At 40.6% G+C, this 16498-nt stretch carries 15 protein-coding genes and 1 tRNA gene; 8 read left to right on the top strand and 8 right to left on the bottom strand.

Annotation, left to right across the window (positions count from 1 at the left end):
- Positions 1 to 23 precede the first annotated feature (23 nt).
- Both rubB and rubA read right to left on the bottom strand, forming a co-directional pair.
- The gene (rubB, locus tag FTV18_RS03245) at positions 24 to 1202 is read right to left on the bottom strand and encodes a rubredoxin reductase RubB (protein WP_180016786.1); all 1179 of its coding nucleotides are present in this window, start codon (positions 1200 to 1202) and stop codon (positions 24 to 26) included.
- An 88-nt stretch (positions 1203 to 1290) separates the two neighbouring features.
- Positions 1291 to 1455 carry a rubredoxin RubA gene (gene rubA, locus FTV18_RS03240; protein WP_004783011.1) on the bottom strand — a complete coding sequence of 55 codons (165 nt, stop codon included), beginning with the start codon at positions 1453 to 1455 and terminating at the stop codon, positions 1291 to 1293.
- A 478-nt stretch (positions 1456 to 1933) separates the two neighbouring features.
- Here rubA and FTV18_RS03235 point away from each other — a divergent pair, with 478 nt between their 5' ends.
- Positions 1934 to 2476: an adenine phosphoribosyltransferase gene (locus FTV18_RS03235; protein ID WP_004783009.1), complete on the top strand. Its 543-nt coding sequence runs from the start codon at positions 1934 to 1936 to the stop codon at positions 2474 to 2476.
- 39 nt (positions 2477 to 2515) lie between these two features.
- Here FTV18_RS03235 and FTV18_RS03230 read toward each other — a convergent pair whose 3' ends face one another.
- Positions 2516 to 3010 carry a YqiA/YcfP family alpha/beta fold hydrolase gene (locus FTV18_RS03230; RefSeq protein ID WP_034704192.1) on the bottom strand — a complete coding sequence of 165 codons (495 nt, stop codon included), beginning with the start codon at positions 3008 to 3010 and terminating at the stop codon, positions 2516 to 2518.
- A 378-nt stretch (positions 3011 to 3388) separates the two neighbouring features.
- Between FTV18_RS03230 and lysS the strand changes: the two genes are divergently transcribed.
- Both lysS and FTV18_RS03220 read left to right on the top strand, forming a co-directional pair.
- Positions 3389 to 4915: a lysine--tRNA ligase gene (gene lysS, locus FTV18_RS03225; RefSeq protein WP_034704199.1), complete on the top strand. Its 1527-nt coding sequence runs from the start codon at positions 3389 to 3391 to the stop codon at positions 4913 to 4915.
- A 271-nt stretch (positions 4916 to 5186) separates the two neighbouring features.
- Complete coding sequence (locus FTV18_RS03220; RefSeq protein WP_179992118.1) at positions 5187 to 6638, top strand: capsule assembly Wzi family protein; 1452 nt, start codon at positions 5187 to 5189, stop codon at positions 6636 to 6638.
- A gap of 344 nt (positions 6639 to 6982) precedes the next feature.
- Here FTV18_RS03220 and trpS read toward each other — a convergent pair whose 3' ends face one another.
- Positions 6983 to 7996, bottom strand: coding sequence for a tryptophan--tRNA ligase (gene trpS, locus FTV18_RS03215; protein WP_005234596.1), 1014 nt, complete (start codon positions 7994 to 7996; stop codon positions 6983 to 6985).
- A 190-nt stretch (positions 7997 to 8186) separates the two neighbouring features.
- On the opposite strand from trpS, the gene FTV18_RS03210 reads away from it, so the two are divergent.
- Together FTV18_RS03210 and FTV18_RS03205 are read left to right on the top strand one after the other, a co-directional pair.
- Positions 8187 to 9113: a DUF808 domain-containing protein gene (locus FTV18_RS03210; RefSeq protein WP_166137010.1), complete on the top strand. Its 927-nt coding sequence runs from the start codon at positions 8187 to 8189 to the stop codon at positions 9111 to 9113.
- Between the two features lie 48 nt (positions 9114 to 9161).
- Positions 9162 to 10064, top strand: a complete 903-nt coding sequence (locus FTV18_RS03205) for a neutral zinc metallopeptidase (RefSeq protein ID WP_179992117.1) — start codon at positions 9162 to 9164, stop codon at positions 10062 to 10064.
- A 49-nt stretch (positions 10065 to 10113) separates the two neighbouring features.
- On the opposite strand, the gene FTV18_RS03200 is transcribed toward FTV18_RS03205, so the two are convergent.
- Complete coding sequence (locus FTV18_RS03200) at positions 10114 to 10668, bottom strand: hypothetical protein (protein ID WP_180016788.1); 555 nt, start codon at positions 10666 to 10668, stop codon at positions 10114 to 10116.
- A 218-nt stretch (positions 10669 to 10886) separates the two neighbouring features.
- Between FTV18_RS03200 and FTV18_RS03195 the strand changes: the two genes are divergently transcribed.
- Positions 10887 to 12386, top strand: a complete 1500-nt coding sequence (locus tag FTV18_RS03195; protein ID WP_004782994.1) for a sodium:proton antiporter — start codon at positions 10887 to 10889, stop codon at positions 12384 to 12386.
- Between the two features lie 65 nt (positions 12387 to 12451).
- The gene (locus tag FTV18_RS03190; protein ID WP_180016887.1) at positions 12452 to 12748 is read left to right on the top strand and encodes an MGMT family protein; all 297 of its coding nucleotides are present in this window, start codon (positions 12452 to 12454) and stop codon (positions 12746 to 12748) included.
- Positions 12749 to 12787: 39 nt separating this feature from the next.
- On the opposite strand, the gene FTV18_RS03185 is transcribed toward FTV18_RS03190, so the two are convergent.
- Both FTV18_RS03185 and FTV18_RS03180 read right to left on the bottom strand, forming a co-directional pair.
- The gene (locus FTV18_RS03185; RefSeq protein WP_004782991.1) at positions 12788 to 13228 is read right to left on the bottom strand and encodes a universal stress protein; all 441 of its coding nucleotides are present in this window, start codon (positions 13226 to 13228) and stop codon (positions 12788 to 12790) included.
- Positions 13229 to 13645: 417 nt separating this feature from the next.
- Entirely contained in the window at positions 13646 to 14059 is a 414-nt protein-coding gene (locus FTV18_RS03180; RefSeq protein ID WP_218945519.1) for a hypothetical protein, read from the bottom strand.
- A gap of 325 nt (positions 14060 to 14384) precedes the next feature.
- On the opposite strand from FTV18_RS03180, the gene FTV18_RS03175 reads away from it, so the two are divergent.
- Positions 14385 to 14461 (top strand) — tRNA-Met (locus tag FTV18_RS03175).
- A 204-nt stretch (positions 14462 to 14665) separates the two neighbouring features.
- Here FTV18_RS03175 and FTV18_RS03170 read toward each other — a convergent pair.
- Positions 14666 to 16291 (bottom strand): NAD+ synthase, encoded by a 1626-nt coding sequence (locus FTV18_RS03170; RefSeq protein ID WP_159122816.1) that lies wholly within the window; start codon positions 16289 to 16291, stop codon positions 14666 to 14668.
- Positions 16292 to 16498: the final 207 nt, after the last annotated feature.

Raw genomic sequence — 16498 nt, 5'->3', positions numbered from 1 at the left:
AAAATGTCCTTTGTATTAAACATCTAAACTGTAGCTGGAATCAAGTCAGGAACCTGCTTGGTCAATGCCAGGCGTTGTTTGGCAGCAGTGGCACCAAGCAGGACAAATCCACGCAAAGTACCGCTGGCATCAAAGGCTTTGGCCAGCATACCATCATCAAACTCTTCATTTTCCCAAGTTACTTCGACATCAACCGGAGCAGGAAGGACAGTCAATGGCGCAGCTGGCGTTTTTACCGCAACAGGCATTGCTGGATAATGGACTGCAGTATGTTCGCCATTCAATGTTTTAGACAGGGCGCGGGCCTGCTGCATGATTGGCATGACATATGGCAAAAGCATTCCATTTACTTCCGCACAGTCGCCTACTGCATAAATATCCGGTTGATTGGTTTCTAGTTTTGTATTGGTCAGAATCCCGCGACTGGTATGAATATCGGCTTCTTTTGCGACAGAAATATTCGGTTGTAAGCCCACAGCAGACAGTACCACGTCGGCAACTACCGACTGGCCATTGGCAAGTGTGACCAGATAATCACCATTTTCAACTTTAGAAACTTTTTCGACCGTTGTCCCCAGTACAAAATGAATACCAGTTTCTTCAAGATTTTGTTGGAAAGCATCTGCGACATGAGAAGGTAATAAGCGACCCAACGGTTGAGGTGCCAGATCAATCACAGTGACCTGATGATTGGTATGCTGCAAGTCATTGGCAAATTCACAGCCGATCAGGCCTGCGCCTAGAATCACCACACGTTTATTTTCACGGGCTGCCAGATTATGACGGAAAGCTTTATAGTCAGTCAGGTTATTGACCATATGAATGTCATCGCTCGCATCACCAGCAATGGCAAGACGGACCGGATTAGCACCTACAGCTAGCACCAGTTTAGAATAATCCTGTGTGCTTTCCTGACCGTCTTTTTCTAAAGTCAGCTGATGCTGTTCAGGATGAATCGTTTTGACCCAGGTATTTTTTTCGATGCGCATTTTCAGCTGCGCTGACATTTTTTCTGCATCACCCAAAGGGATGTGTTCTGGCGCTTTGTTTCCTGCTAAAGCATTAGAAAGCGTAGGTTTTGCATAATTAGTCGCATCATCAGCACAAATCATGACAAGTTCATGGTCTGGGTTGAGTTTGCGAAACTCACGGGCAACAGCATAACCCGCCATGCCCGAACCAATGATGACGATAGGATGCATACGATTCTCCATGCTTTTTTAAATTAGTTTTTTTCAGGTATAAAGGACATAAAAAAGACCATTCAATATGGTCTTTAAAAGAACATGATTAGATTTCAATCATTTCAAAATCGACTTTAGAAACACCACAATCCGGACAAGTCCAGTCATCAGGAATATCTTCCCATTTGGTTCCAGGAACGATTCCGTCCTGAGGCCAACCTTCTGCCTCGTCATAAATCCATCCACAAACGATGCATTGATATTTTTTCATATAACTCTCCAAAACTGACCAACTGTAGCTGTCAGCTTAAAATCCACAAATGGCAAGACCCTAAAGAATATGACTTTTAATAGTAAACATATTTGGCTAAATTTTTACGCAGTTCTATTCATAAAGTAAAGCGAATAAAAGTTTAATCAGTGAAATTAACAGCAGAAAGGGCAGTCCCTAGGTATTTCATTACTAGAAATATATTTAAGGTTAGGCAAAGAGTTGTATTTTTAGTTTCATAAAACACGTTTCTGGCTTAGATTTTAAGTTGTAGACCAAAGTCGGGCAGAAAAAATGATTAAAATCAGTTAACTTAGACTTAGAAAAGTCTTTATTAAATATTTTTTAAAATAAATTTATATATTTAAATCAATTGGTTATTATTATTTTCTGCTTTAATATTGCACAGTCGTTGTTGTTACACATTGTTAATTTAGTTTAAAATTCACCTATTCCTTTCCTTGTTTAAAGATCTCCCATGAGCAATTTGTCTACTTCTCTGTGGTCTCACATTCGTACTGTCCAGAATTTCCCAAAACCAGGCATTTGTTTCTTCGATTTGACTCCATTATTCATGAATAATCTAGGGCCATTAACTGATGCTTTGATTGCCAGCATTCCTGAAGAAAAGCTAGCTGAAGTAGACAGCTTTGTGGCAGTGGAAGCACGTGGTTTCGTGCTGGCAAGCCTATTGGCGCAGCGTACGGGCAAAGGCTTATTACTGGTTCGTAAAGCAGGTAAATTGCCGCCTCCAGTCGTAGGTGTAGGTTATAGCCTTGAATATGGTCTGGACCGTCTGGAAATGTCTGCAGAGGTTCAGGGACAAAAAGTGATTATCGTGGATGATGTACTGGCAACTGGTGGTACATTGAAAGCAGTTCATGAATTGGCTGAGAAATGTCAGCATCAGGTTCTAGGTGCGAGCATCTTCCTTGATCTGCCAGATTTACACGGTGAATTAGGCTTGGACATCTGGTCAGTACTTGATGATAAATCCCAGCCTGAAGCTGCAGTTGCTTAAGTCTGAATGATCAAAAAAGCCCCAACTATTGGGGCTTTTTTATTGCCGGATAAAATGATATTCAATTTCCTGAATCAGGTCGTTAATCTGTTCGGGATGTTCCAGACGATGATGACCACCTTCAATGGCATGAATTTGCATATAATCTTCAAGCTGTGCCTGTGCTGCATGCATATCCAGAATTTCATCGCCTAATTCCAGATAGGCCATTTGCGGAATATCATGCTGCAAATCACTGTCACAAATCGCAGGATAATCATCGCGGAAATTCGGTTGCAAGCTAGGATTCGCGATCACACAAGGGATCTGATGAGCTTGTGACATTTTTAGCGCCCAATAACCGCCCAGACTGTGTCCGACCAGAATATCCGGTTTAATGGTTTCAACCATTTCGTGGTAGAAATCGGCTACCGACTGGTAGCTCAGATTGCGATAATCCACATCTATACAATATTTATGCATTGCATCAATTGCATGAAATTTCGTGGACTGTTTTGACGAATCCAAGCCATGAAAAAACAATATTTTAGACATATTTTTACTCATTTTTATCGGACATGGCAAAGTCGTGGTCAGGGTGTTAAGACACCACCTTCTAATATGGTCATTATTGTAAAACGTCTATTTCGAGGAAGCAGTTAGCTATTGGTCTAAGCTGATATGGGATATAAAGGCAGAATTTGTGCAGAGGATTGAGGTCTTGGACTTTCATCTAACAAAAGTTGGGCAATATTCTAAAAAAACCAATCATAAAATTCGAAACTGAAAAACATTTGCCTTTAAGAATTTCATATATCCAGAAATTTTTCTCAAGAAAAGCCACGTGTAGGAAGTCTTTACGCTACGATTTGATGCAGATTTCTGCTATTCTATGCAACTTCTATTTTTTAACTAATCTTATCCGAGGCAGAGATGACGCAAAATAACGCTCAATCGACTTCTGAACAAATCATTTCCGAAAACGATTTAATTGCACAGCGTCATGCCAAGTTAAAGCAGATTCAAGACCACGCAAAAGAAACTGGTGTTAGCCCATGGCCAAACACATTTAAACGTGAACATTATGCGCAAGACTTACAAGACCAGTTTGCTGATAAATCTAAAGAAGAAATTGAAGCTGGCGAACACGTTCATGTAAAAGTAGCAGGTCGTGTGATGTTGAACCGCGGTTCATTCATCGTGATTCAGGATATGACCGGTCGTATTCAGCTTTATGTTCCACGTAAAGAACTTGAGCCAGAAGTACTTGCAACGATCAAAGGCCTGGATCTGGGCGATATCATTGCAGTTGAAGGTTATATCGGTCGTTCTGGTAAAGGTGATCTGTATGTTCATATCGAACATTTTGAATTACTGACTAAATCATTACGTCCACTTCCAGACAAGTTCCACGGTTTAACTGATACTGAAGTGAAGTATCGTAAACGTTATCTTGATCTGATCGTAAATGAAGAAACCCGTAAAACTTTTGAAGTTCGTGCCAAAGTTGTTGCCGGTATTCGTAGCTTCCTGAACGACAAACGTTTTATGGAAGTTGAAACCCCGATGATGCACGTAATTCCTGGTGGAGCATCTGCGCGTCCATTTGAAACGCATCATAATGCACTGGATATGCCGTTGTTCCTGCGTATTGCACCTGAGCTTTATTTGAAACGTCTGGTTGTGGGTGGTTTCGAGCGCGTATTCGAAATTAACCGTAACTTCCGTAATGAAGGTGTTTCTACTCGTCATAACCCTGAATTCACTATGATCGAATTCTACCAGGCGTATGCAGATTACAAAGACCTGATGGAATTGACAGAGCAAATGCTGGAAAAACTGGCAATTGATATTCTGGGTACCACTGATGTGCCTTATGGCGATGAAGTCTTTAGCTTCAAAGGACCATTTAAAAAGATCTCAATGTTTGACGCCATTCTTGAGCACAATCCACAGTTCACTCCAGAAAATGTCAATGACCGTGAGTTCCTGGCGAAATTCATTCAGGAAGAACTGAAAGAACAGGTAAAACCAGGTTTTGGTCTGGGTAAACTGCAAACCATCGTATTTGAAGAAACGGTAGAAACTCAACTACGTCAGCCTACATTCGTGACTGAATATCCAGCGGAAACTTCTCCACTAGCTCGCCGTAATGATCAAAATCCGCATATTACAGACCGTTTTGAATTCTTTATCGGTGGTCGTGAACTGGCAAATGGCTTCTCAGAATTAAATGACCCGATTGATCAGGCTGAACGCTTCCAGGCACAGGTTGCTGAGAAAGATGCGGGTGATGATGAAGCAATGCACTATGATGCTGACTTCATTGAAGCTCTGGAATATGGTCTGCCTCCTACAGCAGGTGAAGGGATCGGTATTGACCGTCTGGTGATGATCTTTGCGAATGCACCAAGTATCCGTGATGTAATCTTATTCCCGCATATGCGTCATAAACACTAATGACTTATTCGAAAAAAGGCAGTTTTTAAAACTGCCTTTTTTATGTGTTCAGTATTTATTTTAAATAAAATTAAAACCCAGCATTATTTAATTCTATTTTTTACATTTGTAATTTCATTTTTGTATTTCTATCTCATTTCTCGAAGCGATTTATTATTTTGAAAGTCAATTAAATCTAGGGTTTCATATTATACTGATACAGTTTCGCCATTGAATATTGTTTTTGAAATATCTATGGTTAGGCAAAAATAAACTTGAGAATATTGATCCCATGTTTCTAAAAAAACCATTATTAAGTGTACTTCTTACGACACTTTCACTTCCTGTTTTTGCTCAAGGGCTGGTTCTGAATGATGCAAATCTTCGTACTGACTTGAACTGGTTAAACCAGCAAGGGGTGATCCAGATCAGTACCTCGACCTGGCCGCTCAGTGGTGATGAAATTCAACGTGCTCTATCCAATGCACAAGTGAGTAACAAAGTACAACAACGTGTTATTGGTTCAGTTCTGGCAAAATTAACAGCAGACAATCAGCAGCTCAAAGTAGGCTTATTTGCGGAAAGTGATCCAAAAGATATTCCTCAAGCCTTTGGCGATCAGCAAAAGGCACAATTTCAGGCAGCTTTAGAGTTTAATGCAGGTGGCGAAAACTGGGATGCCAAACTCCGGGTTAATGCCGAAAAAGATCGACAAATTGAGAATGATCAGGATGTAAATCTGGAAGGATCTTATCTAGCAGGGAAACTCTGGAATCAATGGCTGATTGCCGGCCAAATTCCGACCTATTGGGGTCCGGGACATGATGGCAGCTTGATTCGCGGCGATGCTAGCCGCCCAGTATATGGATTTATGGCACAACGTGCAGAACAAACAGCTTTTGAAACTAAATGGCTGTCCTGGATTGGACCGTGGCAATATCAGGCTTTTGCAGGACAATTGGATGATTATACTGCCGTTCCAGATGCCAAACTAATTGGTCTTCGTGTAACAGCACAACCTTTATCTTACTTGGAGCTAGGTGCTTCTCGTGCGATTCAATGGGGTGGGGAAGGACGTCCTGAAAGCTTAAGTTCATTATGGGATGCTTTTGTCGGGAATAAAGATAATGGTGGTACGGGTGAACCTGACCCATCAAACCAGATTGCTGGTTTCGATGCACGCCTGAACCTGTTTCCTTTGACACAGGTACCTATGGGCTTCTATGGGCAATATGTAGGTGAAGATGAAGCGGGTGGTCTGCCTGCGAAGAAAATGTATCTGGCTGGAATAGACTATTCTTCGACTGTAAGAAATATGCCATATCAACTTTATACAGAATGGGCAGATACACGTACTAACGGCAAGGTGCGAGGTATTTCTTATAACCATACCAATTATACTGATGGTTTTTATCAGCATGGTTATCCGCTGGCACATGCTTTAGGTGGTGATGCACAGATGGTTTCAGTAGGTGGTGATATCCGTTTTGATCCGATGAACCGTTTATCTGGGCGGGTATTGTTTGCTGAAGTCAATCAGTCTGAGCGTGCAAGTGTAAATAATGCTGCTTTTGCTTTTGATGATGAAATTAAAGCACTAGATGTCACCTGGTCGCATTATATTCGTCCAGAAATGCCACTTAAAATTAATGCCTGGATAAGTGACTCAGATGTAAATGGTCAGGATGGCGGTGCCTCTATTGGAATTGAAATTCCATTAGAAAAAGGCTTGTTCAAATATTAATATTCAAGACACAACAAAATCCTGCTCATCTGGCAGGATTTTTTTATATTTTCAAAAATTACAGACAAAAAAAACGCAATGATTGGGGTTGTCATTGCGTAGAAAAAGGAAGTTTCTTTCAAAACTAAATCAAGATTAACTGTGGAGAGAGTTAAATTTGATTCCTTACTGTATGTAAGTATATTAGGACTCATTCTCATGTGACTCATCAGTATTCATGTTAATAGATGTTAAGTAAGGTTAAAATTATGAAGAATCTGTGTGGAAACTTGCCTTATTTTTGCGCATTTTGGCCTTAAATAAAAAAAGCCCTTTATGAAGGGCTTTTTTAAATATTGTCTAGCTTAGAAATGGAAAACACCTAAGCCTGTTTTCACTTCATCTAAAGTGGCCTGTGTAATGTCACGGCATTTATCTGTACCCGTTTTCAAAATATCCATGATGTAATCCGGGTCTTTAGCCAGTTCCATACGACGTTCACGAATCGGACCGATCAGCTCTTTCAGAATACCTTCCAGACGTTTTTTTACTGTACCATCACCTAAACCACCACGGCGATAATGTGCTTTCAGTTCTTCCAGTTCTTCTTTATTGGTGTCGAATGCATCCAGGTAAGTAAATACCACATTGCCTTCAACTTGGCCTGGATCTTCGATGCGCAGGTGATTCGGATCGGTATACATCGCATTGACAGCTTTTTTGATGTCTTTGTCAGAGGCATCTAGAACAATAGTATTACCTAATGATTTAGACATTTTCGCTTTACCGTCAAAACCTGGTAAGCGTCCCACATTAGAAAGCAGCGCCTTACATTCAGGCAGTAATTCACGGCCAATCTGACGGTTAAGGCGACGTACAATCTCATTGGTCTGTTCGATCATTGGAATCTGGTCTTCGCCCACCGGAACTACAGTTGCTTTAAAGGCTGTGATATCTGCTGCTTGAGCCACTGGATAGCATAAGAAACCTGCAGGAATATCACGCTCAAAACCACGCATCTGAATTTCTGATTTAATGGTCGGGTTGCGCTCTAGACGTGAAACTGTCACAAAGTTCAGATAGAGCATAGTCAGTTCGTTTAAGGCTGGCAGGCAAGACTGAACACAGATAGTAGTTTTGGTTGGATCAATACCGACAGCCAGATAATCTGTTGCTACTTCAATAATATTGCGACGTACTTTTTCAAAGTTGTCTGCATTATCTGTCAGGGCTTGAGCATCAGCGAGTAACAAATGTTGATGGTGAGAATCTTGTAAACCTACGCGAGAGCGTAATGAACCGACAAAATGGCCAAGGTGAAGCTGTCCGGTAGGACGGTCGCCAGTCAAGATTACTGGACGATTATCTTGATTACTCATTATCTATTCCAAAAAGTAGTCTGTACTACATCTATATTTTAACGAATGGCCACATTGTACGGCATTCTGTTTTTGAATGTCAGCCAGAAAAAAAGCCGCAGTAAAAAAATCTTATTAATTAAACAAGTGAATACAATATTTTTTAAATATTTTCATTAAAATATGTCTAAAGATGATAAGGATAACAAGAATGGCGAGCAGCTTATTAATATTATTGGATGATATTGCGACTGTTTTAGACGATGTTGCCGTGATGAGCAAGATGGCTGCAAAAAAGACGGCAGGTGTCTTGGGGGATGACTTGGCATTAAATGCCCAGCAAGTCAGCGGTGTACGGGCAGAACGTGAACTTCCTGTGGTGTGGGGGGTAGCGAAAGGTTCTTTTATTAATAAGCTGATTCTTGTTCCTTTGGCTTTACTTATTAGTGTGGTTGCGCCTTGGTTAATCAATCCTTTACTGATGATTGGCGGTTTATTTCTCTGTTATGAAGGCGTAGAAAAAGTTCTACATAGTTTAAAGCATAAGAAAGCCAAGACTGAAGAAGATGCTGAGGCTGAATTCACTACGATCGAAACCGATTTGGCCACATTTGAAAAAGAGAAAATTAAGGGTGCGATCCGAACTGACTTTATTTTATCTGCGGAAATTGTAGTGATTTCTTTGGGTACGGTGGCAGCCGCAGCTTTTACCACCAAGGTCATCGTACTGGCAGGAATTGCCATATTAATGACAGTCGGGGTGTACGGCTTCGTCGCCATGATTGTTAAAATTGATGATTTAGGTTTGTACCTGACTAAGCAGGCATCCAGCTTCAAACAAAGTATAGGCTGTGGATTGCTGGCTTTTGCTCCTAAATTGATGAAAACCCTGACGATTGTAGGTACGATTGCAATGTTCCTGGTCGGTGGCGGGATTATTGCTCATACCATTCCATGGTTTCATCATTTCACTGAAGATTCGGTTGAGTATGTAGAGCATATGCCTAGTCTGGGCAGTATCGTAGGGGCTGTTACGCCTACACTTATTAATCTGGTGATTGGTTTTGTGGCAGGGTTAATCGTATTTATCTTGATTGGCTTTATTCAAAAAATCAGATCGAAATCAAAGCAGGCATAAATCAGGCCCGTTAAAATAAGCTGACTTTAAACTATAAGGAATCTCACTATGCGCTGGAAAGGACGTCGTGTTAGTAGCAATGTAGAAGACCGTCGTGGCGGTGGTGCCAAAGCCGGTGGAATCAGTATTCTCGGGTTGATTATTGCTTTCGTGGCCTGGAAGTTTTTTGGCGTTGATCCACAGCAAGCCTATCAAACCACCAAGCAGGTCACGCAAGGGGTTTCTAGTGCAGAAACACGGGGCCTGGAAAATCCAACGCCAGAGCAGCAAGAAGCGATCGATTTTGTAGGAACTGTGCTTGCCGATACAGAAGATACCTGGTCTCAAGTATTTCAGCAGCAGCTGAACCAGCAATATACTCCGCCTAAACTGGTTCTATTTAGTGGGGTAGTAAATTCTGGTTGTGGTACAGCGCAATCGGCCATGGGACCTTTCTACTGTCCGGCAGACCAGAAAGTTTATATTGATACGGCATTCTTTAAAGATATGCGTACTCAGATGGGAATTAGCGGGGAACAGAACTCAACCGAGTTATCTCGCAATGATCAGGCAGGCGATTTTGCTCAAGCCTATGTGGTAGCACATGAGGTGGGTCATCATATCCAGACCATTTTAGGTATTTCTTCACAGGTACAGCAGGCACGTCAACAAGCCACTCAAGCGCAGGGTAATCAGCTTTCTGTACGTCAAGAACTACAGGCGGATTGTCTGGCTGGGGTATGGGCTTATCATAACCATGAGCGTACGCAATTCCTGGAGCAGGGTGATGTACAGGAAGCCATGGATGCGGCACACAAGATCGGTGATGACTATCTGCAGAAAAAGGCCCAAGGCCATGTCGTACCAGACAGCTTTACGCATGGTACCAGTGCACAGCGGGTAAAATGGTTTAATACCGGTTTGAAATCGGGACAAATGTCTGCTTGCGATACTTTTAATCAAAATATCTAAAATTAAAGATCAAAAAAGGGGAGCAAATGTTCCCCTAATGATTGAATAGTTATTTTTCCAGAAAACGACGGAAGTTTTTCAAAATCCTGATACTGACAAATAAGGCGGCCAAGGCAAATAGCGAAACCGCAAAGAGAATGTATTTTAAATTGCTGATGTCATTATTATAAAATTGCTTCAATTCATTTTTGGAATAGCTGAGTTCAGTGTTCTGACCAGTTCGACTATCTTGGAACTGAATATTTTCAATATAAAAATAATTTCTCACTTTTACTAAATTAACATTTTGAATCTGCCGGGTATGTGACTGATTATAGTCATCAGTACATAGGGCCGCATAATGCTCACAGCTGATTTTTGCTGCATAACCATTTCCCGCAATCAGGATAAACAGCGCATTGTCTGGACGTTGATTATTAGACACCAGTACATATTGTGCTTTGGCACTGCTTTTTAAAGGAATGCTCACGGCTTGCTGATAATATTGATCTGCTTTCAGAATTTCCTGAACTTTGGCAACACAGGTAAACATCAAGGAGAGTGTGACCAGAAAAATGACAGCAGCGAGACATAGACGGAATATGGTTTTGACAGTTTGATGCATAGGAGAAAATTTCTAAATAGAAAGAAGAGAGATGAGCAATAAAGTGCTTTAAGACTGTATGTTAAATCATCAGTTGTGAATATTGAAAAGAAACTTAACTTAATTCGAAAAAAAATGGGACTAAACTTGATCCGCTAAAATATACTGTTTTTTTAAATTTATATTTCAAGTAAATCTTTCAGCTCACGGCTGCAAATTGCCAAATCTTAGGAAACCTAATGGGAAGTTTCTTTTTTTTACAACTGTTGACGGTGGTCTTTGCTCTGTCAATTGCCACTACCATGTTCAACAAACGTGTTCTAAGTTTTCCTCAAGCCATTGGTGTGCCGATTGTTTCCGCTATTTTTGTCTTTATCTTGCAATGGTGCGCCAGCCTGTTACAGGGTAATCCATTTTTTAGCATCAATATTGATAATATTGAGAAAGCAGTTCGCCATGTCGACTTTTATGACTTCCTGATTAATGGGGTGATCTGTTTCATTCTGACTTCATCCGCATTGAAGTTTAAGGTTTCAGATTTACGCAATCACTGGCGGCCGATTGGTATTCTGGCCAGTCTGGCATTGGTTTTCTGTGCAGTTTTCTTTGGTATTGCGCTGTACGGTTATCAGTTTCTGATTGGCAACCATGTCGATATATTAGTCCTGCTATTACTCGGTGCTGCGCTCGGAGCAACGGATCCCATTGGGATTAAAGGTGTCCTCAGTTCGGTACGCGCACCCCATCATTTGATCGTGAAACTGGAAGGTGAGTCGCTGTTTAATGATGCGATGTGTATTGCATTATTTATGACTTTACTGAATGTACTGCAAGGTGAAAACTTTACCGTACTCGCCGTCCTGCAAACATTGCTTTATGAAATTGTCGTGGCAGTTTTGATCGGAATCGGTTTTGGTCTGGCGATTTTACGTATTCTGCGCGGTAAGCATGAAATGGAATCACTGATATTAACTACTGCACTGTTGGCTTGTGGTTCATATCTGGTTGCTTTACTGGCGCATGCTTCTGCACCAATTGCCTGTGTAATTGGAGGTTTGATTGTCGGGAATAAATGGAAAGAAATTCTGGCTGATGCAGATATCGGTGATGTAAACCATTTCTGGCATACGGTAGAGGGAATTATCAATTCCTTCCTGTTCACCTTGATCGGTCTGGAACTGTTCATTATTGATCTAAGCACCAGTCTGGTTCTAGGCGGGATTGTCGCTTTCATAATTCTGCATTTGGCACGATTCCTGGCCAACCATCTGTCTTTTGCATTATTCCCTAGAATGCGTAAAAAAAGTTATAACGGCAGTTTAACCATTCTGTCTTGGGGCGGTGTACGTGGCGGGATTTCCTTAGCCCTGATTCTGGCAGTGGCCAATATTCCGCAACTGGAAGCGTATAGCAGTATTCTGATTGGATATACTTTTATTGTGGTGCTTCTTTCCGGAGTAGTTTGTGGTCTAGGTTTGCCAGCCGTAATGAATGCTTTCTATTACAACCCGAATGAAGAAACTCAAGGTTTTAAGGGCTGGTATCAGCGGATGTGCCACAAGATGAACCGGCGCGGTTTTCAGTATATTGTGGGGGAGGATGCAAATGGAAATGAAACCATCACCATCTTCCAGCCTGAGATGCTGATTGATAAGAAAGATGCCGATGGTGTAGCAACCGTGCATCATCCTGACAAAGTACAAGAAGTGAAACGCTTAGAGAATCCGGAGAATTTCTAAGCATTAGAATTTTCTATCAAGATTGAAAGCCTATGACATCAAGTGCAAGCCAGGAAATGGCACAAATGATTCTGAGTGTAGTCAGCCAGATTCCTTATGCGAAGGTAGCGACCTATGGACAGATCGCTAAGCTGGCTGGCTTGCCTAAACATGCACGTCTGGTAGGTAAGGTTTTAAGTCAGCTTGATACAGAAACCGATTTGCCCTGGCATCGTGTCCTGAACGCTCAAGGTAAGATCAGTCTCAATAAACTGGATGAATATGGACATAATATTCAACAGCAAAAATTAGGCGCAGAAGGAATTCTATGTGTTGGAAATCGGGTCAGCTTAAAGCAGTATCAATGGGATGGATTTGTTTGAAAGAGAAATCCCCACTTGATTGAAGTGGGGATTTTTTTATTATTTACGGATAACCATTACAGGAACATTGGCCTGTCCCAAGATGCTTTGCGCAACACTACCCAGGAACAGTTTCTTGAAGCCAGTACGGCCATGTGAGCCAATCACAATCAGATCAGTATTCAAGGATTCTGCTGCTTTGACAATTTCACTATAAATCACCTGACCTTCGAGTAGCTGGGTCTCTGCATCAATACCTGCCGCAGCAAATTTCGCTTTTGCTTCATCAAGTGTCTTCAGAATTGCAGTACGGGCACGTTCAACCAGGTCATTGGTTTGAGCTGCTGTAATGTATTCAGCAGCGATATAGGGATCAAGTGCCAGCACCTGAACCACTGTCACTTTACTGTTAAATGCTTTGGCAATTTCGACAGCTTTATCGACTGCAGCGTAGGAAGTTTCTGAACCGTCAACGGGTACTAAAATATGTTCAAATGACATTAGAATTCTCCTTATAGGAAATAAGTTTTATAAAAATATGACGCGTTAAAATCGTATACGAATTGTTGTTTATACTTTGATCATAACGCGTATTTTATAAAAATAAAACCAAGTAAATACCTCAGTATTATGTTTAACAAAGCAATAATTTTTAATGGTTGGTATATTTTCTAAGTTTTTGATTTATATTTATATTTTGAGATTAAAATAATATGATTTTAGAATATTAATGAACTAACTTAAAAAAGCCATCTGATTTTAATACTGCGTTATTACCTGTAATTTTAGATTCAAAAAATCCCTGTTATATAAAACTATAGGAACAGGTTTAAAATTGAGATTTTAATAATGAAAAATCTATCAAACTGCATAAAGATAGACTGCTATTTCTAATAGTAACCTTCTATCAGCATAATTTTAGTGTTCTAAAACTTCCCTTTCCAAGGGTGGGTTAATACCGTTATTTTCTTTTTTAAATTGAGCACGATCTGTAATGGATTTCTCACATTCATTATAGTGATCAATTGCAAAGTTTTTAATTAAGGCGGAACGTCCAGACTGATCTTGGGGTATTTCATATTTAAACGCTTTTTCAGTAAGTTTTATACCAATCAGAGCATGGAGATCATTCGCTGTACCGTAGTGCTGTTTTATTTGCTGAATCATCCATTTCTGTGGTGCACCTTTCAGTCTAAAGAGCATGACTTCTTGAGCCAAACTTTTCACATCATCACATCCTGAAAATCTGCTGCTTGGATGAATAACAGTTGCATTGGCTAAACTTATAAAACTCAATAGGAGCAGGCTTAGGTATATTTTGAATTTCGTCATCTTCAGTTTTGCTTTAATCCAGAGATACTATTGGCCATATTTGGAAAAGTATTATAGCGATAGGAAAAGGTCCTAGATTCACTTTTTATTTTGTTTCTTCAGCAAGTTATTCTTAAAATTAAATATTATATGATACGACTTCGATTTAGATTTGGCTTTAAAAGTTGGTACCAATTTTTGTAGATTCTGTTATGGGATTTCGAATTAAATCATGATTTGTACAAAGTTTAAGAGTTTATTCTTCATTTGCATAAAGACTGAACATTTGTGGTTTAAAATGCTTGACGATACAACCTGAAATTACGATAATGCGCACACAGTTTACGGCTATGTAGCTCAGTTGGTTAGAGCACCGCACTCATAATGCGGGGGTCACAGGTTCAAGTCCCGTCATAGCCACCATTTTTAAAGACCAAGCTCTCAGCTTGGTCTCTTTTTTTGTGCCATAAAAATATCAATAAAAAATTAAGAGAAAGTTCTTCTAAATATCTGTCTGTTTAAATTTTTGAATCTTCTTTTAATTTCTTAACCCTATTTATTGCTTAAAGATAAAAAAATGCCCAAGCATTTACTTGGGCATTATGGCTGATCTGGTTTAGTTAAAACTTAGATACCTGCTTTCCAACCATTAACGATCGGATAGCGACGTTCACGACCATAAGAACGCGAGCTAATACGTGGACCAATCGCACCCTGACGACGTTTGTATTCGTTAATATCCACCAGACGAATCACTTTTTTCACAACTTCAGCTTCAAAGCCTTTGGCAATGATGTCATCCTGGCTCAGGTCTTCTTCAATATAAGCATAAAGAATCGCATCAAGCACTTCATAAGCCGGTAATGAATCCTGATCGACCTGATCTGGACGAAGTTCTGCTGAAGGTGGACGGGTAATCACACGCTCAGGAATCACAGGAGTTTCTGCGATGCTGTTACGGTATTTCGCCAGTTCAAACACAATGGTTTTATACACATCTTTTAATACCGCGAAGCCGCCGACCATATCGCCATATAGTGTGCAGTAACCAACAGCAAGTTCGGATTTATTACCGGTTGCTAGAACCAGATTGCCGAACTTGTTAGAAAGCGCCATTAATAGTGTACCGCGTGCACGTGCTTGCAGGTTTTCTTCAGTGGCATCTACAGGGGCATTGCCAAAGAATGGATACAGGGTTTGCAAGAAGCCACTTACAATCGGGTTAATCTCGGCAATACCGAAAGTTACACCCATCGTTTTTGCCTGTTCAGTGGCATCTTCTACACTGATCTGAGCAGTATAGGTATAAGGCATCATCACTGCTTGGACTTTGTCAGGGCCAATCGCATCTGCTGCGATGGCAAGAGTCAAGGCAGAGTCAATACCACCAGACAGACCCAGAATTACACCTGGAAAACCTGAACGCTGTACATAATCACGGGTTGCCATCACCAGACTTTGATAAATCTCGGCCATAGTTTCTAGGGCTGGAGTAATCGTGCCTTTGCTGAATTCTAATTTTTCTGCATCATATTCAGCGATATACAGGCCTTTTTCAAAGCTAGGTGCTTGCAGAGCCACTTCGCCTGATTTATTGAGTACAAAGCTGGTGCCGTCAAAGATCAGATCATCTTGGCCACCTACCTGGTTACAGTACACCAGATTGATATTCAACTGTTTGACCAGCGCAGCCATGGTATCGATACGGTGTTGCGGTTTGCCAACTTCATATGGAGAAGCATTCAGAACCAGTGCAGTATCAATATTCAATTGAGCCAGCTGTTGAACCGTAGATAATGACCAGACATCTTCACAGATCAGGACACCAAACTTGTGTCCCAGATATTCGAAGACCAGATGCTGATGTCCTTCACCAAAATAGCGTTTCTCATCAAATACACCATAGTTTGGCAATGTCTGTTTATTATAAACCCCTAGAACTTCGCCATCTTTCATAACGGCGGCTGAGTTATAGCGTTCACCATCTTCGGTTTGATTGACAAAACCAAAGACCATGACGATATCTTTTACTTCAGTCAGTTTTTCAAACGCCAGCTTTGTGCGTTTAGCCAGACTTGGACGAATTAATAAATCTTCAGCCGGATAACCTAAAGTTGAAAGTTCAGGGAAAATAATAAGATCAGCATTATCTTTTTTGGCCTGATTTGCCAAATCTATCATTGTCTGCGTGTTTGCATCTAAATTGCCCACATGTGGAGAGAATTGAGCAATCGCAATTTTAAAACTTTTCATTCCAATTAAGTCCTATTCCTATAGGTGAATACACTAAATCACTGATTTTTAAAATTCTAATTATCCAGCTGAGTGCAGTTTGATACGAACAAAATGCCAAATGGCCAAAATTAAAAAAGTCATGACCGCATGATCATTAAATCTTGATTTGCGAGCTAAAAATATCATACTTGGCTTATTTTATCGAAATTTGAGGCAGATGCTAGA

The sequence above is a fragment of the Acinetobacter sp. YH12241 genome (assembly GCF_013417535.1).
Classification (GTDB): Bacteria; Pseudomonadota; Gammaproteobacteria; order Pseudomonadales; family Moraxellaceae; genus Acinetobacter.
This window is presented reverse-complemented; position numbering and strand designations above follow the sequence as displayed.